The organism is Micromonospora sp. M61, assembly GCF_018070245.1.
Lineage (GTDB): Bacteria > Actinomycetota > Actinomycetes > Mycobacteriales > Micromonosporaceae > Micromonospora > Micromonospora zamorensis.
Genome location: NZ_JAGPYA010000008.1, coordinates 150,745 through 168,133, shown reverse-complemented (window position 1 = coordinate 168,133; position 17,389 = coordinate 150,745). Strand labels below are relative to the sequence as shown.

16 protein-coding genes are annotated in these 17,389 nt (G+C 68.0%); 9 read left to right on the top strand and 7 right to left on the bottom strand.

Going from position 1 to position 17,389, the window contains the following annotated elements; all coding sequences use genetic code 11:
* Nucleotides 1-492: 492 nt before the first annotated feature.
* Nucleotides 493-1,569, bottom strand: a complete 1,077-nt coding sequence (locus KBX34_RS07455) for a DUF808 domain-containing protein (protein ID WP_247671535.1) — start codon at nt 1,567-1,569, stop codon at nt 493-495.
* 100 nt (nt 1,570-1,669) lie between these two features.
* On the opposite strand from KBX34_RS07455, the gene KBX34_RS07450 reads away from it, so the two are divergent.
* Nucleotides 1,670-1,885 carry a hypothetical protein gene (locus KBX34_RS07450; protein ID WP_210924042.1) on the top strand — a complete coding sequence of 72 codons (216 nt, stop codon included), beginning with the start codon at nt 1,670-1,672 and terminating at the stop codon, nt 1,883-1,885.
* Nucleotides 1,886-1,947: 62 nt separating this feature from the next.
* Here the strand turns inward: KBX34_RS07450 and KBX34_RS07445 are convergent, their stop codons facing one another.
* Nucleotides 1,948-2,727: a DNA polymerase beta superfamily protein gene (locus KBX34_RS07445; RefSeq protein ID WP_210924041.1), complete on the bottom strand. Its 780-nt coding sequence runs from the start codon at nt 2,725-2,727 to the stop codon at nt 1,948-1,950.
* Complete coding sequence (locus tag KBX34_RS07440) at nt 2,727-3,398, bottom strand: DNA polymerase beta superfamily protein (RefSeq protein WP_210924039.1); 672 nt, start codon at nt 3,396-3,398, stop codon at nt 2,727-2,729. The genes KBX34_RS07445 and KBX34_RS07440 overlap by 1 nt, the downstream gene beginning before the upstream one ends.
* Nucleotides 3,399-3,618: 220 nt before the next feature.
* On the opposite strand from KBX34_RS07440, the gene KBX34_RS07435 reads away from it, so the two are divergent.
* The gene (locus KBX34_RS07435) at nt 3,619-5,766 is read left to right on the top strand and encodes an MMPL family transporter (protein WP_210924036.1); all 2,148 of its coding nucleotides are present in this window, start codon (nt 3,619-3,621) and stop codon (nt 5,764-5,766) included.
* Nucleotides 5,767-5,822: 56 nt separating this feature from the next.
* Here KBX34_RS07435 and KBX34_RS07430 read toward each other — a convergent pair whose 3' ends face one another.
* Nucleotides 5,823-7,259: a HAMP domain-containing sensor histidine kinase gene (locus KBX34_RS07430; RefSeq protein ID WP_210924034.1), complete on the bottom strand. Its 1,437-nt coding sequence runs from the start codon at nt 7,257-7,259 to the stop codon at nt 5,823-5,825.
* Nucleotides 7,256-7,939: a response regulator transcription factor gene (locus KBX34_RS07425; protein ID WP_210924032.1), complete on the bottom strand. Its 684-nt coding sequence runs from the start codon at nt 7,937-7,939 to the stop codon at nt 7,256-7,258. The genes KBX34_RS07430 and KBX34_RS07425 overlap by 4 nt, the downstream gene beginning before the upstream one ends.
* Before the next feature lie 327 nt (nt 7,940-8,266).
* On the opposite strand from KBX34_RS07425, the gene KBX34_RS07420 reads away from it, so the two are divergent.
* The 6 genes from KBX34_RS07420 to KBX34_RS07395 all read left to right on the top strand — a co-directional run bounded on the left by KBX34_RS07420 (nt 8,267) and on the right by KBX34_RS07395 (nt 13,627).
* On the top strand, nt 8,267-8,944 hold the full coding sequence (locus tag KBX34_RS07420) for an HAD family phosphatase (protein WP_210924030.1): 678 nt from the start codon (nt 8,267-8,269) through the stop codon (nt 8,942-8,944).
* A 263-nt stretch (nt 8,945-9,207) separates the two neighbouring features.
* A complete protein-coding gene (locus KBX34_RS07415) occupies nt 9,208-10,296 on the top strand; it encodes an epoxide hydrolase family protein (protein ID WP_099855239.1) in 1,089 nt (362 codons plus the stop codon).
* Nucleotides 10,259-10,711, top strand: coding sequence for an AEC family transporter (locus KBX34_RS07410; RefSeq protein ID WP_282102592.1), 453 nt, complete (start codon nt 10,259-10,261; stop codon nt 10,709-10,711). The genes KBX34_RS07415 and KBX34_RS07410 overlap by 38 nt, the downstream gene beginning before the upstream one ends.
* 314 nt (nt 10,712-11,025) lie before the next feature.
* Nucleotides 11,026-12,210, top strand: coding sequence for a HEAT repeat domain-containing protein (locus KBX34_RS07405; protein ID WP_210924028.1), 1,185 nt, complete (start codon nt 11,026-11,028; stop codon nt 12,208-12,210).
* A gap of 357 nt (nt 12,211-12,567) precedes the next feature.
* Nucleotides 12,568-12,807 carry a hypothetical protein gene (locus tag KBX34_RS07400; protein WP_210924024.1) on the top strand — a complete coding sequence of 80 codons (240 nt, stop codon included), beginning with the start codon at nt 12,568-12,570 and terminating at the stop codon, nt 12,805-12,807.
* Entirely contained in the window at nt 12,764-13,627 is an 864-nt protein-coding gene (locus tag KBX34_RS07395; protein WP_210924023.1) for a recombinase zinc beta ribbon domain-containing protein, read from the top strand. Before KBX34_RS07400 ends, KBX34_RS07395 begins: the two co-directional genes overlap by 44 nt.
* Before the next feature lie 404 nt (nt 13,628-14,031).
* Here KBX34_RS07395 and KBX34_RS07390 read toward each other — a convergent pair whose 3' ends face one another.
* Nucleotides 14,032-15,069, bottom strand: coding sequence for a DUF808 domain-containing protein (locus KBX34_RS07390; protein ID WP_210924022.1), 1,038 nt, complete (start codon nt 15,067-15,069; stop codon nt 14,032-14,034).
* 266 nt (nt 15,070-15,335) lie between these two features.
* A complete protein-coding gene (locus KBX34_RS07385) occupies nt 15,336-15,986 on the bottom strand; it encodes a hypothetical protein (RefSeq protein ID WP_210924066.1) in 651 nt (216 codons plus the stop codon).
* Nucleotides 15,987-16,287: 301 nt separating this feature from the next.
* Here KBX34_RS07385 and KBX34_RS07380 point away from each other — a divergent pair, with 301 nt between their 5' ends.
* Nucleotides 16,288-16,821 carry a hypothetical protein gene (locus KBX34_RS07380; protein WP_210924020.1) on the top strand — a complete coding sequence of 178 codons (534 nt, stop codon included), beginning with the start codon at nt 16,288-16,290 and terminating at the stop codon, nt 16,819-16,821.
* The last annotated feature ends 568 nt before the right edge of the window (nt 16,822-17,389 follow it).

Here is a 17,389-nt window from a genome sequence, read left to right as displayed (position 1 = left end):
CGACCACCGGTCACCACCGACGGCAGATACCGCGATAGCGCATCCCACTCGACGTCAGACAACTCGTAGCGACGACCCACGCCCTACATCATCCGACAACAAAAATCCTTTGAAGACACCGCCTAGGCGGCCCGCCCGTTGACCCAACGTCGCCGGTCCGGTCACCAGTCCTCCGGCCACAGGGCCGAGCAGGCAGAAGCGGGTCGGGCGGTTGATGCGTACCGCCGGCCCGCAAGGCGTGTTCCTGCGCAAAAAGTGGCGTATCCCGTCCACCCGGTCGAACCCTAAGGCGACACCCGCACTGTCCCGACCCTGCGGCCGTGCGTTACGGGTCAAGCGGTTCGATGACCTGCTCTCGGGCGTGTTGATAGATGACGGAGCTGCGGAACCCGACGATCTCGCTGCGTCCGCTGAACCTGTCCATGAGGAAGGAATGCAGGCCGTCGACGTCGCCTGGGCCTTGCCCGTGGTCGAGTTGCGATGATGTTGTGGTCAACCGCGCGGCGCTCGGTCCGCAGGAGCGTCGCGACGCCGAGCTGCACGGCTCGGCGGTGCGGGGATGGTGCCGTCAGCACGAGTCGTGGCCGCCGCAGTCGCAGCCGCAGCCTTGGATTTGCGGCGGTGGAGCGCGAGAGTCATGACCAGCACGACCAGCGCTCCGACGATCAGCCCGAGGATCGCGCTGGCCACCGTGTTGACGAGCCAGCCGACGAGCCCGCCGAGAACACCCGTGGCGTCGTGGGCGGCGACCTCCACGTCATGCACGGCCTCGTACAGGAAGTGCAGGTTCAGCTCGTTCGTGCCTAGCAGCAGGATGTGCCCGCCCACCCACAGCATCGCCGCGGTGCCGACTACCGTCAGCACGGTGAGGACCACCGGCATCGCCCTCACCAGACCGCGGCCGAACGTCGCGACGGCGCCGGAACGTTGCGACAGGCGCAGCCCGGCGTCGTCCATCTTTACGATCAGGGCCACCACGCCGTACACCAGGACGGTTATGACGACGGCGACGACAGCCAGGATCGCCAGGCGGGACCAGAACGCCTCATCGATCACCTCGTTAAGGCTGATGACCATGATCTCCGCCGAGAGGATCAGGTCGGTTCGTACCGCCCCGGACACCAGTGTCGTCTCGTCCTGCACCTTCTCCTCGCCCGCGCCGGAGGCACCGTGATGGGCGATCTTGGCCCACACCTTCTCCGCGCCTTCATAACAGAGGTAGGCGCCGCCGAGCATGAGGATCGGAGTGAGCAGCCAAGGCACGAACTGACTGAGCAGCAGCACCGCCGGCAGGATGATGAAGAACTTGTTGCGCAGTGACCCCACGGCAATTCGCTTGATAATCGGCAACTCGCGCTCGGCCGCCAGGCTCCGCACGTACTGCGGCGTGACGGCAGCATCGTCGACGACGACGCCCGCGGCCTTGGCGCCGGCCTTCGCGGCGGCCGCCCCGATGTCATCGATCGACGCGGCAGCGGCACGGGCCAGCACCGCCACGTCATCCAGCAGGGCTACGAGTCCACCGGCCAAGGGAGGGTCCTTCCAGGGTTGCGGGTCGATCTGGCCCATTCTCGCTCAGGTCCCTGCGCGCGGCACGCCACCGCCCGGTCGTATATCGGGCGAGAGCTCGAGGTGGGCTGCCTGTATCACCGAACCGGCGGCATCACCGATGCGTGTCGCGGGAGAGGTCAAGGAAACCTGGCTACGCGACTTGCGGTACCGCCACTGGGAAGTCCACCGCTTACGCACCACGGCGACGACCGTCGAACTCGACGTTGCCACCCGCGTCGATCAAATCGGTTACTACATCACCGGGCTGATCGTCGTGCCCGCGGGAGCGCCAGCGCTGACGCCTTCGGATCTGTCGAAGAGGTCTCCAGCCTGAAGGGCCTGCTCAGGACATTGCCCGTGGGATCGGTGTCTGAAATGACGGGCCTGCGGCGGACCTCAGCCCGCTGACTCAGGACGCTGGTTGGGGAGCCCGTGCAGTCGGGTGCGCACCACCAGGTCGTGCAGGGCGTCCACGGCTGCCGGATCTACGCGCTCGGGCAACACCGAGATGTCCCGGGCCGCCTCCAACTCGGCGCGCAGCCGCGACACGTCGGTGGCGAGCCAACCTGCAACGCCCGCGGGGAGCGGGCCATGCTCGGCCTCCCGTTTGGCGGCAATGAGATCCGGTACGTACGACAACCTCGTTCCGAGCACGGCAAGGTTCGTCTCTACGCGGCCGGTGCGCATCAGGTGGATCCCGGTGAGCAGGACCCGCAGCGTGTACAGCGCAGGCTTGAGCTGCCCGGTTTTGGCGTACAACTTTTCCTGGGTGGCCGCGAATCCGAGGTAGTGGTGCGCATGGTGACGGGTGACCAGCCGCGGGGCCAAGGAAATGAGTTCGGCGTGCACCGCGGTGGTCACAACCACCAGCGGTGACAGCAACTGCTCTAGGACGTACCCGTTGCGGCCGTTGAACAGCTTGACGAACTTCAGCAGATCGTGGCTGACCACGTCCAACTCGACACCGTCGCGCACGCTCATGTGCTGCAACGTCTGCGGACCGGTGCGCAACCCGACGACCTCCTCAGCCGGGAGCAAGTGCACGGCCCGCAAATCCAGATCGGAGTCGATGGATGCGAATCCGTACAGATGCGCACCGCTGACGGTGGCGAACAGCAGCGGACGAGGCAGGGTGCAGGCTGCCTCGGCGGCCCACGGCGGCACCTCGGTGGTCACTACAGGTTCCTTTCCCGTACGGCCGTGAGCAGCCGATCCACGTCAACCCGGTCGGGCTGATCAGGCAACACGGTGCTTGCGGTCGCGTCGGCGAGCTCAACCAGTAGATCCGCCGTCCAAGCGGCGACCTCATCCCAGGGCAGCTCGCCGCGCCGCACCGCGAGCAGCCGGTCGCGCAGGTGACGAACGTCGACCAGCACCTCCCCGGTCCGAAGCACATGCGCCCCGGCGACCAGCAGCCGGATCATATGCATGGCCTGCTTGTGATTCGTCTCGCCGGTGCGCTCGCGGCGGGCCGCCACTCGTTTGAGCTGATCCCGGGCGTAGTTGCCGTAGGTCTCCGCCACCCGCCTCGACAGGAACGCCTGCCGTGCCGCCAGCAACCACTCCCCGTCGACGGTGATCGTCTCGACCAGCGGAGACCAGAGCACCTCCAGCACTGTCGGGTTGCCCTGCAGGGCCAGGACGCAGAAGCGTTCGAACTCCCAGGAGAACTGCTCCACCGCCGGACCGTCGAGGTGCGTGGGCGGCTTGTCGAGGTGCCAGAACGCCCGTGTGGGCGCCACATACACACCACGCCGGTCGTAGTCGGAGGCTAGGTCATGCAGCCCGTACGCCCGCGACCCAACCACAACGGCGAGAACCGTATGCCGCTCGACAAGCTCGATCACGCCCGGGACGCTACCCAATCACCGCCCTGCACACGTCACCCTTTTCGAGCACTCCGCGTCCGTGAGGTTCGGCTCTTCGACGACGCCACCACGGTGATGCGTGCGCTGGGCACCTGGTTCGGCCAACCGGCCTGAGCGCCGTTCTAACAGTCGCCTCAGATTCGCTCGGTATGAAGTCGGCATCAGATAAGCGATGTGACCCGTCTGTAGGAGGCTAGTGATGGCAGTCAACGCAGCGCCGTCTGGGGAAGCGCCGGCCGGTCGGTTGGCAGGCCGGTGGGTGCCGTGGTTGGTGATTGGCCTGTGGGTGGCGCTGGCGGCGGTGATGGTGCCGTTGAGCGGAAAGCTGAGCTCGGTCACTACCGACAGAGCCGTGGACACCCTGCCGGCCGGTGCCGAGTCCACCAAGGTGGCGGTGCTGGAGGACAGTCTCCCCGGCGGTGAGGACAACACTTTTGTGTTCGTGTACCACCGCGCCGGCGGCATGACCGACGCCGACCGAGCGACGGCCGAGCGCCACTACAACACCCTTGCCAAGCGGTACCCGCCGAAGGTGGCGGCCCCGGCCGGCGAGGACGACGAGGGCCGACCGACAAGACTCTCCACCAACGGCAAGGCGATGATGTTCACCCTCGACGTGAGCACGACCTACGGCGCACCGGAGGCCATCGTCGGGCCGTTGCGTGACGCCGCGAAGGACCGCCCCGCCGGCCTGGAACTCGACGTGACCGGCCCGGCCGCGGTCGACGGCGACATGGACGCCGTCTTCGACGGCATCGACCTGCAGGTCTTCCTCACCACCGTCGTCGTCGTAACGCTCCTACTCATCCTCACCTACCGCAGCCCGGTGTTGTGGTTCATCCCGCTGGTGGTCGTAAGCGCGGCCGCACTGACCGCGATGGCGACCGTCTACCTGCTCGTCAAAGGCTTCGGCATCGTGGTCAACGACCAGAACTCGGCGCTGCTGACGATCCTGGTATTCGGCGTCGGCACGGACTACGCGCTGTTGCTCATCGCTCGATATCGGGAGGCACTGCACCACCACGAGAACGTCCGGGTTGCGATGGTCCACGCGTTGCGCGGCGCGGCGCCGGCGATCGTCGCGTCCGCGGCCACCGTGGTCGCCGGCCTGCTCTGCCTGCTCGTCGCGGACTTGAACAGCACCAGCGGGTTGGGCCCGATCGGTGCGGCCGGCATTCTGTGCGCGCTGGTGGCCATGCTGACGCTGTTCCCGGCGGTGCTCGTGGTGCTCGGCAGGCGGATCTTCTGGCCGGCCATCCCGCGGTTCAGCACGACCGTGGAGCAGAAGCAGGGGCTGTGGGGACGGCTTGGCACCGCCATCAGCCGCCGCCGGTGGGTGGCGACGCTCGGCTCGCTCGGAGTCCTCGGCGTGCTCGCCCTCGGGCTGGCGGGCAATACCGGCGCCCTGCGGGAGCAGGACCAGTTCCTGTCCGCGCCGGAGTCGGTGACCGGCTTCACCGTTCTCCGCCAGCACTTCCCGGAGCTCGGCGGCCAGCCGATGACGATCTTCACGCGGCCGGCGTACCAGGAGCGGGTGCTCGACATCGTCAAGGGCACCCGAGGTGTGGCCATGGCCATCCCAGGTCAGACCAAGGGTGGCTGGGCCGACATCTCCGTGTTCCCGACGGACGCGCCGGACACCGTCGCGGAGTACGACACGATCAAGCGGGTGCGCACCGCCGTGCACGCGGTGAGCGGGGCGGAGGCGATCGTCGGCGGGCCGAGTGCGGAGAACCTCGACACCGAGGTGACCACCAGCCGCGACGAGAAGCTGGTGATCCCGCTGGTGCTCGCCGTCGTCCTGATCGTGCTCGGGCTGCTGCTGCGCGCGGTCGTGGCCCCGTTGGTCCTGATGGCCACCGTGGTCGTCTCATTCGCCGCAGCCTTCGGCGGCAGCGTGTTCGTCTTCGACACGATCCTCGGGTTCAAGGGCATCGACTATTCGGTGCCGCTGCTGGCATTCCTGTTCCTGGTGGCGCTCGGCGTCGACTACAACATCTTTCTGGCCAGCCGTGCCCGGGAGGAGGCCGTGCGTCTCGGTACCAGAGAGGGCATGCTCAAAGCCCTCTCCGCCACCGGTGGCGTCATCACCTCGGCAGGCCTGGTCCTGGCGGCCACGTTCGCGGTCCTCGTCTCACTTCCGCTGGTGATGCTGATCGAGGTCGGGTTCCTGGTCGCCTTCGGCGTGCTGCTCGACGCCCTGCTGGTGCGATCGGTCCTGGTGCCCGCCCTCACCCTGCTGATCGGCCGGCGGATGTGGTGGCCGAGCCGGCTGTCCCGACCGGTGGAGCCGCCGGACGGGCAACAGCCGCTCGCCGACGACGAGGAGCCCGCGCTGAAACGGTGAGCGCGGCGGCACGGGCGAGATCCGGGACGGAGCCTCAGGCCCGTCCCGGATCTTTTTCATGATCCGGCGGTGGGCCGCGTGATTCGACCGGGCGGGGCCGCGGCCGGAAGGTCGACCCGAAGCAGCGCGCCACCGCGTGCGGAGCGGGCGACGGTGGCCCGGCCGCCGTGGGCGTCGACGACCCGCTGAACGATCGACAGCCCCAGACCGGATCCTGGCAACGCCCGGGCGCTGTCGGCACGGTAGAACCGGTCGAACACCCGCGGTACGTCGACGGCGTCGATGCCCGGCCCGGCGTCATCGACCTCGAGCACCGCCGACGCGCCTTCGGCACGGAGCCGGACCTGGACCGGCTGGTCCGCGGGGGACCACTTGCCGGCGTTGTCGATGAGGTTGAGCACCGCCCGTTGGAGCGCAGCGGGTCGCCCGCTCACCCACACGGAGGTGACGTCGAGCGCGACCTCGATGTCGGGCACGCGGGAACGCGCCCGGGTCGCGGCGGCCACCACCACGTCGGCGAGGTCGAGCAGGTCGGTGCTCTCGTCGGTGACGTCACCGCGCGCCAGGTCGGTCAGTTCGGCGGCGAGGGTGCTCAACTCGGCTACCTGTGCGCCGAGGTCGTTGAGCAGCCGGGTCCGGCTCTCCGCCGGCAGCGCGCTGTCCAGGGTGCCGCGCCGATCGAGCCGGATCAGCAGTTCGGCGTTGAGGCGCAGGCTGGTGAGCGGGGTCTTGAGCTCGTGGGCGGCGTCTTCGGCGAGCAGCCGCTGGGCCCGCCGGGAGTCCCGGAGCGCGGCGAGCATGTCGTTGATCGACTGGATCAGCCGCCGGATCTCCCCGCCGCCTTCATCCGGGATGTCGGCGTCGAGATCCTGGGTGTGCGCGACGCGTACCGCGGCGGCGGTCAGCCGGTCGATCGGTGCCAGCCCGGTCCGCGCCACGGTCCGCCCGACAAGGGCGCCGCCGACCACGCAGAGCAGCCCGATCAGCAGCATGCCGAACCCGAACCGGTTGATCGGGCTGTCGTTGGCGACGCGGGCCACCTGGACCGCGCCCTCGCCCGCCCGCAGCGTGTAGATGAGGTAGCCGTCCTCGTCGATGTCGTTCGACTCCATCAGGTCGGCCGACGCGCCCTGCGCCACGCGCCCGGCGTGCTCGCTGACCGGGGGCAGCGCGGGTTGGCCGGCCGGCGTCCGGGTCGATCCGTCGGGCAGGATGACCCGCATCAGTCGAACGGATCCGGGATACGGCGGTAGCTGGACCTGCGCCAGACCGGCGCGCTCCGCGTCCGTCGCCAGGACGCGGGAGTCGGCGCGCAACTGATCCTCGGCGGTGTCGCGCAGCTCCCAGTCCAGCAGCTCGCTGGCCACCTGGAAGGCCATGAACACGCTGACCGCGATGGCCGTCGCCGCGATCACCGTCAGCCTGGTCCGCAGTGACCGCCGGCGCCACCATCGGGTCAGCCGGCGCGGTATCCGGCCGGCGGGCCTGCTCACGGAGGACTCTCCCGCAACGTGTATCCCAGGCCGCGCAGCGTGTAGATCAATCGCGGCTCACCCTCGGCCTCCATCTTGCGGCGCAGGTAGCTCACGTACACCTGGAGGTTGTTGGCGGTGGCGCTCATGTCCAAGCCCCAGATCGCCTCGAACAGCGCGTCGCGGGTCAACACCCGGGTCGCGTTACGCACGAGGACCTCCAGGAGGGAGAACTCGGTCCGGGTCAGGCGCAGCGGCCGCCCGCCTCGCCACGCCTCGAACCTGTCGGGATCGAGCCGGACGTCGGCGAACGACAGGACCTGCGACTCCCCGTCGCCCGGCGTGCGCCGGCGCAGCAAGGCCCGCACCCGGGCCAGCAACTCCTCGGTGGCGAACGGCTTGGGCAGGTAGTCGTCGGCGCCCGCGTCCAGCCCTGCGACCCGGTCCGAGACCTGGTCACGAGCGGTCAGCATCAGCACCGGCAGATCCCGACCCGCCGCCCGCAACCGCCGGCAGGTCTCCAACCCGCCGAGGCGGGGCATCATCACGTCGAGGATCAGCAGATCCAGCGTGTCACCGCCGGCCCCACCGACCCCGTCGAGCACGGCGAGACCGTTGGCGACGGTGCTGGTGTCGTAACCCTCGACCTGGAGAACCCGCTCCAGCGACTCACGGATGGCCGCGTCGTCATCCGCGATCATGATCCGCACGCCGACGCGCCCCCTTCCAATCGATGCTTTTGCCGCTCAGTGTCCCCGATTAACCTGAGGCCAGGATTAAAAGGTCGGGCGCACGGTGGACCGCAGCATCCCATCGCCATGATCAGGTGCACCGTTCTCGGCTGAGCGAGCGTGCCTCCCGGGGGGTGATGACCTGAACGTTCGAAGGTCGATGCCTTCGGGTGTGCCGAAGAGGTCGCCACAGAGGATGCGGTGCTCCGGGCCGGTGATGTGCTTTGACTGGAGCTCACCGCGTTGCCTGACTGCGGCAGGCGCTGGCCGCGGAGGCTGGATTGGGATACTGCAGCGATGACGGTCAAGGCGCTCATCTTCGACTTCGACGGCCTGCTGATGGACACGGAGACGACGCTGCTGGAGAGCTGGCGTTGGGAGTGGCGGCGGCATGGCCTGGAACTCGATCCGGCCGGCTTCTTCGCCGACCATGGCGGCGACGCGAACGAGCCGCGTTACGCCGCGCTCGCCGCAACGGTCGGACCGGCCTACGACCGCGGGTCCAGTCACGCGCTGCGGATGGCGTATCGGGCGGAACTGAACGCGGCGCTGGAGCCGGCACCGGGCATCGTCGGCTGGCTGGACCGGGCTGCGGAGCTGGGGCTGCGGCTCGCGGTGGCGAGCAGTTCACCGGTCACCCACGTGAGGACGATGCTCGATCGGGCCGGGCTGCGAGCGCGGTTCGAGGTGCTGGCGACCGGCGAGGAGGTGGCCGCGCACAAGCCGGATCCGGCCGTGTATCTGCTGGCCCTGGACCGGCTCGGGCTGCCGGCGGAGGAGGCGGTCGCATTCGAGGACACCGCGCACGGCATGGCGGCGGCGCACGCGGCCGGGCTACGGTGCGTGGCAGTGCCGAACCCGCATGCGGACGGCGCCCACTTCACGGCCGCGGACCTGCTGCTGCCCAGTGCCGCGGAGCTGTCCCTGGACGCGGTCTTGGCGGGACTGGCCCGGCGCGTCGGCAGTTTCTGGTGAGCGGGAGCCGGCGCAGACGCCCGTTCAGTGTGTCGGTGGTTGCCGGGTCGCCGGACTCAACTCGACATGTGTGGACGCCATTCTGCGTCTACGACGGGCACCCGGAAGGCTGACCCACTCCAGCCGTGACGGTCCCCCGAGCGTCCGCACGCCTCGGCGATTCACTCGATCACTGACTCCGTTGCTGTACACAAGCAGAAAGGCCACCAGCCTGCCCATTCGGGCGGCTGCCAAGTGACTCCTTGCGATGGAATCATGATCGGGTGACGCCCTTCCACATCGATGTGCCCGAAGCCGTCCTGGACGACCTGCGAGCTCGGCTTTCGCGGACAAGGCTCGCGCCAGCCGCCCCAGGAGAGCCGTGGGCCGCCGGCACCGACCCTGGGTACCTGGCAGGTCTGGTGCGGTACTGGCTCGATGGATTCGACTGGCGTGCGGTCGAGCGTGCCCTCAATCGGTACCCTCAGTTCGTCACCACGGTCCGAGGCACGCCGGTCCACTTCGTTCATGTTCGCTCGGCATCGCCCGACGCCACGGCGCTGATCCTGACCCATGGCTGGCCCAGCACGTACACGGAGATGCTGCCCCTGGTGTCCCGGCTCGCAGACTTCGACCTCGTCATACCGAGCCTGCCCGGTTTCGTCTTCTCCGGTCCACTCGCCGAGGGCCCGACGACCGAGGCGGCTGTAGCGGACGTGTGGGCTGAGCTGATGACCCGTTTGGGCTACGACCGCTTCGGCGCCTACGGTGGCGATATCGGGTCCGGCGTGTCGACGTGGCTCGGCGCCCGCCACCCAGATCGGGTCATCGGGGTCTTCTCGCAGCACATCAAGTTCCCGCCAGCGGACCGCAGGGGCGACCTCAGCCCAGCCGAGGAGGCGTTCATCGCCATGCTCGACGCGAAGGCCCAAGATGACTGGGGCTACGGAATCCTCCAGGAAACACGGCCCGACACCCTTGCGGCCGCGCTGAGCGACTCGCCGTCCGGACTGGCCGCCTGGATCATCGAGAAGTACCAGCGCTGGAGCGACTGTGGCGGTGACATCTCCCGCCGGTTCGGCTTCGACGAACTGCTGACCACCGTGATGCTGTACTGGGTCACCAACTGCATCGGCACGTCCTTCCGGCCCTACCGTGACGACCGCCTGGCCCCACATCTGCCAATGGTCGCCGTACCCGCCGGTATCACGGTCAGCGTGGAGGACGCCGGCCTGCCCCGGTCATTCGCCGAACGCACCTACGCCAACCTCACCCACTGGCACGAGCCCAGGGTCGGCGGCCACTTCTTCGCCCAGGAGGAGCCCGACCTGCTCGCTGCCGACCTGCGCGCCTTCTTCAGCGCGCTGCGGTAATCCAGGAGCGGCCCGTCGTTGGGGCCTGCTGGGCGAGGCGGCGACGGCGGTGCTCGGCCGATTCGTGTTCCAACTCGCGATGCCGTCCGCCCTGTTCCTAGCCCTGTCCCACATGCCGCTCTCCGGGTTCGCCGGCCGCCCCCTGCTCGCCTTTGGGGTGAGCACGGCCGCGGTCGTCGGGTTCGGCTGGGCCGGCGCGAGCTGGCTGTTCGGTCGCAAGCCCGGCGAACGGCCGATCTGGGGCATGGCCGCCGGGTACGTAAACTCGGCGAACCTCGGCATCCCCATCGCAATGCAGGTTCTCGGCAGTGTGTCGTTCCTGGCGGAGGTGGTGCTGCTGCAGTTGCTGGTGGTGACGCCGCCACGGCGGGAGTGCGCGACCGGACATCGATGTAAAGCGGACCTGCCACTGTGACTATCAGCGACCCGTGACCGGGGACACGAGCAATGCTGGGAGCAGCGAGCTCTGACCACTTCGGTATTTGCTGGGAGGTCACGCCGCACCGCTCGATCTTCATCACTGCAGGTCAAAGTCCCTGGTCTCTGTCCGGTGTCGACCTCTGCCGCTTCTACCGCTCAGCCGCCGCCCAGAACCAAGCGGTACTCCTTGCCATTGTCTGAGATTGCCACTCAGACGCACGACCTGGAGACATCCCCTTTCTGGCAACTCTCGTTGCTCGGGCCAGTGCGCTGTACCACCGCCGGGCGGTGGTATGGCATGGTGACCGGATGATCGACAGCCATGGGGCGTTGGAGGCTGTGGTCCGGCACGCCATGGAGCTTGAGGACGATTACGACGACATCGCGCCGACCGTCACGGCCCTGGCCACATCCGGGGACACCACCTTGGTACCCCGGCTGCGGGAGGTGCTGGACCGGTTCCTCGACGAGGGAAACTTCTACGGCCGAGATCTGATTGCCGGTGTCTTGGCTGGCATCGAGGGCGTGGCGGCGTTGCCGGTACTGCTGCGCGCTTCGGCGCGCGATCTCGGGGACGACCAAGACAGTCTCCAGGCCGAGATCATCGAGCTGCTGCACGCAGACCGGGCGACCAGCCGGCGTGTGGTGCGTGATGCCGCCACGGGTGATACGCCGGAGCTGCGCCGTGTTGGGCTGTGGGCGCTCGGGTTCGTGGTCGAAGCACAGGATGTCGAGCTGCTCGCTGCGGCCGTGACCGACGCCGACCCGGAGATCAGGTCCATGGCGGTGGGCTCGATCCCTGACCCAGCCGGCGACGACTGGGCATTCGGCGCGCTCGTTCTGGCGTTGCGTGACCTGAACGAGCAGGTCCGGGTGTCGGCCGCGAGCAGGCTTGGCTACACCGGCCGGGTTGACGCGGTCGCACCGCTCGTTGCCCTCGCCGCCGACCCGACACCGCGAGTACGGTCCATGGTCGCCTACGCACTCGGGCGACTCGGCAGTCACGAGGCGACCCCGGCCCTGCAACGGCTCCTCCAGGACCCCGATCGGCCCGTCCGCGAGAACGCTGCAGAAGCCCTCGGCTCGGTCGGCGGGCCGGCGGCGGTCGATACGCTACTGGTGCTGGCTGCCGACCAAGACCCACAACTGCGAGTCCAAGCCGCCAAAGCGCTCGCGACGGCGGCCGACTCGGATCCCCGCGTGGCACCGCAACTCACGATGCTGGCACGAGACGGCGAGGCCGCAGTACGAGCGGCCACCCTCAGCGGACTCGCCAGCGCCGATGGCAGGCCATCCCACCGGGGGCGACTCCTGGTCGAATTGGCGGACGACCCGGATCCAATGGTCCGTCAGCGCGTCGCGGTCGTGGCACGACACCTCGCGCCCGACGCTGCCCCGGACATCCTCCACCGGTATACCCGCGACCCTAACCAGACCCTGCGTCGACTTGCCGCCACCGAACTGGACCGACTGACCAATCCCACCGCTCGCTGACCCGGCAGCCCGCAGTCAGCGATCCGCTGGCGAGACCGTCGTGGACGTTCCCGCGAGGCTGTCCGCCCGGGCCCGGTGTTCGCCACCGGCCAGGGCCGCAAGACCGACCCGGTCGGCGCCCGCAGCGTCTCTGTGGTCGCTCTGCAGACTGAAGGGCTGCGGCTGCCAATGGTGGGGCACGGGTGTCGGGCACACTGATCGCATGGACGTCCCGTACCCGTGTGTCTGTTGCGGCTACCGCACGTTGGGGGATCCGCCGGGCTCACATATCAGGCGCGCCGGGGTGCTGACGGACCGGTGGCATTTGAACGTCCTGAATCGAGCTAGCGGCAGCAGCCGTCGGACGACAATTGCACCATGATCGACTACCGTTGCTCGGGCTGCCGCCAGCGCTATACGACCTATCTCCCAGAACCTGCCGACGAGCGCTGCTACCTCTGTGCCGCCAAGGCCACCTGGGAGTCGCTTCCGCCAGAGACGCAGCGGGCGATCGATGGGGTACACCTGGCGGGCCTTGATCTGCGCCCGTTGCGCTTAATACTGTCACCTATCGGTGCAGCAGACCCGCCGCCGGGTCTGGAACAAGCAACGCACTGACGAAGTGCTGCTCGACGTTGACGACGTGGCAATGGGCCACACCGGCGTCATGCGCTGGAACCCCCGCGACAAATGGGTGGTCTCCAAGGACATCACCCATGAGCCACTCATCGACGACGAGACCTTCGAGCAGGCCCAAGCGATACTGCAACGACGCGGACGGGGAACCGGCGGACAACACGTCCGGCAGCGCACCCGCAACCCGTACGTCTTCCGGGGAATGATCTACTGCGCCGCCTGCGACCGACGCATGCAGGGCCAGTACAACCACGGCGACGCCTACTACCGCTGCCGCTTCCCCCAGGAGTACGCCCTCGCCAACCAGGTCCCCCACCCCCGCAACGTGTACCTGCGGGAGGACGCTCTCACCGACCCGCTCGACACCTGGCTGGCCTCCGCCTTCGCGCCCCACCGCATCCAGCAAACGATCACCGCGATGGCCGACGCCCAGCCCCTGGATCATCCGCCCGCAACGAGCAGAGCAGCCCAGACGATCATTACCGAGTGCGACGCCAAGCTGGAGCGCTACCGCGCCGCCCTCGACGCTGGTGCCCACCCCGCGGTGGTCACCGGCTGGATCGCCCAGACACAGGCCGAACGCGCCCGCGCGGAAGCAAATCTGCACGCGAACGCGGACACCACCCCGCGCCGGATGAGCCGAGCAGAGATCACGGCCCTGGTGGACGCGTTCGGCGACATCACCGCCGTGCTCCGCGACGTCGACCCGGCCGACGTCTACCGGCAACTCGGTCTCCGGCTGACCCACCTGCCCGAAAACGCAAACGGTGCGCGCTGCAGTCGATCTCAGCACGCACCGTGAAGCAAATATCTAGTGTCCGAGGGGCAACACGACCCATTGCCCCACCGCCGATGACGCTCAGCGCAACTCTGAAGCTCGCGCAAGTCTAGCTGTGCTGGTGACCTCTTTGGCGGAGCCGAAGAGGTCACCAACCGAAAGTCCCTGTTCAGGGCTGCCCGTGGGATCGGCGTCCTAAGGGATGTCTCGTAACTGGGTGAAGGCGTTGCCCGGCGACGAACCGGTGGTCAGCCGGCGAGGATGATGTTGTGGAGGCCATCGATGGTCCGATGGCGACGACACCAGTACCGCACCAAAACGGCCCACTACCAGCGAAGACTCCGACTCCACCAGGTGCGGCTGGAGTACCGAGCGCGGTTCAGCACCAGAACGCATGACCCCGTGGTCGAGTTGCGATGATGTTGTGGTCAAGCGCGCGGCGCTCGGTCCGCAGGAGCGTCGCGACGCCGAGCTGCACGGCTCGGCGGTGCGGGGATGGTGCCGTCAGTACGAGTCGTGGCCGCCGCAGTCGCGGCCGCAGCCTTGGATTTGCGGCGGTGGAGCGTGAGAGTCATGAAAAGCACGACCAGCGCTCCGACGATCAGCCCGAGGATCGCGCTGGCCACCGTGTTGACGAGCCAGCCGACGAGCCCGCCGAGAACACCCGTGGCGTCGTGGGCGGTGACCTCCACGTGGTGCACGGCCTCGTACAGGAAGTGCAGGTTCAGCTCGTGCGTGCCTAGCAGCAGGATGTGCCCGCCCACCCACAGCATCGCCGCGGTGCCGACTACCGTCAGCACGGTGAGGACAACCGGCATCGCCCTCACCAGACCGCGGCCGAACGTCGCGACGGCGCCGGAACGTTGCGACAGGCGCAGCCCGGCGTCGTCCATCTTTACGATCAGGGCCACCACGCCGTACACCAGGACGGTTATGACGACGGCGACGACAGCCAGGATCGCCAGGCGGGACCAGAACGCCTCATCGATCACCTCGTTAAGGCTGATGACCATGATCTCCGCCGAGAGGATCAGGTCGGTTCGTACCGCCCCGGACACCAGTGTCGTCTCGTCCTGCACCTTCTCCTCGCCCGCGCCGGAGGCACCGTGATGGGCGATCTTGGCCCACACCTTCTCCGCGCCTTCATAACAGAGGTAGGCGCCGCCGAGCATGAGGATCGGAGTGAGCAGCCAAGGCACGAACTGACTGAGCAGCAGCACCGCCGGCAGGATGATGAAGAACTTGTTGCGCAGTGACCCCACGGCAATTCGCTTGATAATCGGCAACTCGCGCTCGGCCGCCAGGCTCCGCACGTACTGCGGCGTGACGGCAGCATCGTCGACGACGACGCCCGCGGCCTTGGCGCCGGCCTTCGCGGCGGCCGCCCCGATGTCATCGATCGACGCGGCAGCGGCACGGGCCAGCACCGCCACGTCATCCAGCAGGGCTACGAGTCCACCGGCCAAGGGAGGGTCCTTCCAGGGTTGCGCAGAGTTCGAACTGGCCCATTCTCGCTCAGGTCCCTGCGCGCGGCACGCCACCGCCCGGTCGCATATCGGGCGAGAGCTCGAGGTGAGCGACTATCTCGCACGGCCGACGACCGCCACCACCGCGCCCGGGTCATCACCTGGCGCCAGCTCACGATCAACGCGCCTTGTCAGGGGCCAGATGCGGATACGGGTCCATCGGTCCAGAGGCTGACCAAAAGTCGGTAAGCGATGCCGGATCGCGGTTAGACGTCCCCAGTCCAGGATTTTCCAACGCCGGCGCGTACCGCACTACGCCCTGGTGGTAGGTCAAGAACGTCGATCAGGCTGGGGTCCTCGTCGACGGCATGGTGCAGGTGCCCGACTTTGCCGTTGCTGTCGCGCGCATCGGCGGCCCCGATCAATTGCCAGACTCCGTCGTCCGCGTCGTGACTGACGAACAGAACAGGCTCACGGCGTTCGAACACCTCAGGGGTCTGGATACAGACGGTGCCCAGCAACCAGTGCCGCATCCACCAGGCTCGCCGGTCGCGCTGCATGATTTGGTCGGTGACCCACCAAACGAACGGCAGGTCCTCATGGGCACGCGACTGCTCCGCGGTCAGGTCCGGACCGCCCTGCGGGACCCGCTCGAACGGCTCGTCGACGAGGGAGAACGCGTGACCATCGTCGTTCGCGAAGATGACGGCGTGGAAGGTGCCACCCCCAGGATTGCCGGCACCAATCCCGACGGACAGACGGCCGACGTGTGGGTCCGAGCCGCTGGTCCAGCCGAACGCGTATGACGCCAGCTCACCACCCGGCCCCACGAACTCGCCGAACGCCCGCCGGCCCGTGCCCGTGACGTCGGCCGTCGGCGTCTCAACGAGCGCACCTTCCAACACCTGGATCTGCATCTCCACGCCGGCAATTTAACTGATCGAACGCATCATGCCGCGAGCATAGGCCACCACTACCTAGCGTGCCATCTCGGTGACGACCACCGGCACCGAACGGTTCAAGCTCCGCCATCGGTATGGGCAAAACGGCGGGTGCGGTCGGTCATCAGTTCGCCTCCCGAGCAGTGTGAAGTTGGGGTGAAGCAGGTGCCATGTTGAACTCGGTCGGGTGGACTCTTGTCAGGGTTGTCATCAACCGGACAGCCGCCCTGCGGAGTGCAGGACCGCCCCAACCCCTGTGTTGCCCGAGGATCGTCCGATGCGCCTTCAACACGGAACCGTCGCCCTCGTCGTCGCGCTCGCCCTTATCGCCGGCTGCGGCGCCAACACCCCCGACACCGCGAGCAACACGCCGCAGGCCGTCCCAACCACACCTGCGGCGACCCCGGTGCCGGCCGCTGCGGAGCCGCTCACCGCCGAGCAGGTGCTGGCCAACCTGACCGCTGCGAAACTCGGCCTGACAAAGGGGGCTGTCCAGGACGAGGACACCGACCCCAACGACCTGCTCGGGCGGCCCAACGGGTATCTGTCCAGGGCGTCCGCTGACCTGTCCGGTGGCGACCCGGAAGCCGACAAGTTCGGCATCGACCGGGGACTCGTGGTCGAGGTCTTCGCGGCGGCAGCGGACGCGGATCGCAGGTCGGAGTACATCCAGACGGCGTTGAAGTCCGCCCCCATCTTGGGAACGGAATACCACTACCGGGCGGACAGTCGCCGGGTGTTGGTGCGGGTGTCCGGGAAGGTGAAGCCCACGGCGGCGAAGAAAATCGAGGCTGCGGTCTCCGCCATGTGAGCGAAGTTCGAAGGTGGACGTCGTTACCAGGCGGCGTACCACATCACTGTGCGGATGCTGGTCGACCGCCAACAGGGAACACCATGGCCGAGGTCTTCGGGATCGCCGAAGAGGTCATCAATCAGGAGCTCCTGGTCAGGACATTGTCCGTGGGATCGGGGTCTCAGATGACGGAACCGCGGCGGACTCCACCGAGGTCACCCGCAACGCTCTGCATCGATCCACAGCGCACCTACAGGCACAGCGTTAGGCGACCCGAGACGCCGGCCGGCACCAGCCGTCCTGTGAGCAGCGCCACCTGACCACTTCGCCACTCACTGGGAGGTCACACCGCACCGCTCGATCTCCCTCACCGCAGGTCAAAGCCCCTCGTCTCTGTCCGGCGTCGGTGAGCACTTCGGTCGCGGTGACCTCTTCGCCAACCTGCACCCAATCTGCTCCCAGCTGCAAGGCCAGCCCACCAACAGCTCCTTACCGCCTTGACCTGCGCGCACTCCCCTGCCAGGCAACATAGAACCTTGTCGACCGCTATGCAGAACCGCAGAGCACTCCGCGGGAAACAGGACGC

Excerpts from the sequence above, each read along its gene's own strand:
- KBX34_RS07405 (WP_210924028.1), top strand. The coding sequence starts at position 11,026 with ATGATCGACAGCCATGGGGCGTTGGAGGCTGTGGTCCGGCACGCCATG.
- KBX34_RS07450 (WP_210924042.1), top strand. The coding sequence starts at position 1,670 with ATGCGTGTCGCGGGAGAGGTCAAGGAAACCTGGCTACGCGACTTGCGG.
- KBX34_RS07380 (WP_210924020.1), top strand. The coding sequence starts at position 16,288 with ATGCGCCTTCAACACGGAACCGTCGCCCTCGTCGTCGCGCTCGCCCTT.
- KBX34_RS07420 (WP_210924030.1), top strand. The coding sequence starts at position 8,267 with ATGACGGTCAAGGCGCTCATCTTCGACTTCGACGGCCTGCTGATGGAC.
- KBX34_RS07385 (WP_210924066.1), bottom strand. The coding sequence starts at position 15,986 with ATGCAGATCCAGGTGTTGGAAGGTGCGCTCGTTGAGACGCCGACGGCC.
- KBX34_RS07455 (WP_247671535.1), bottom strand. The coding sequence starts at position 1,569 with ATGGGCCAGATCGACCCGCAACCCTGGAAGGACCCTCCCTTGGCCGGT.
- KBX34_RS07435 (WP_210924036.1), top strand. The coding sequence starts at position 3,619 with ATGGCAGTCAACGCAGCGCCGTCTGGGGAAGCGCCGGCCGGTCGGTTG.
- KBX34_RS07425 (WP_210924032.1), bottom strand. The coding sequence starts at position 7,939 with ATGATCGCGGATGACGACGCGGCCATCCGTGAGTCGCTGGAGCGGGTT.
- KBX34_RS07400 (WP_210924024.1), top strand. The coding sequence starts at position 12,568 with ATGATCGACTACCGTTGCTCGGGCTGCCGCCAGCGCTATACGACCTAT.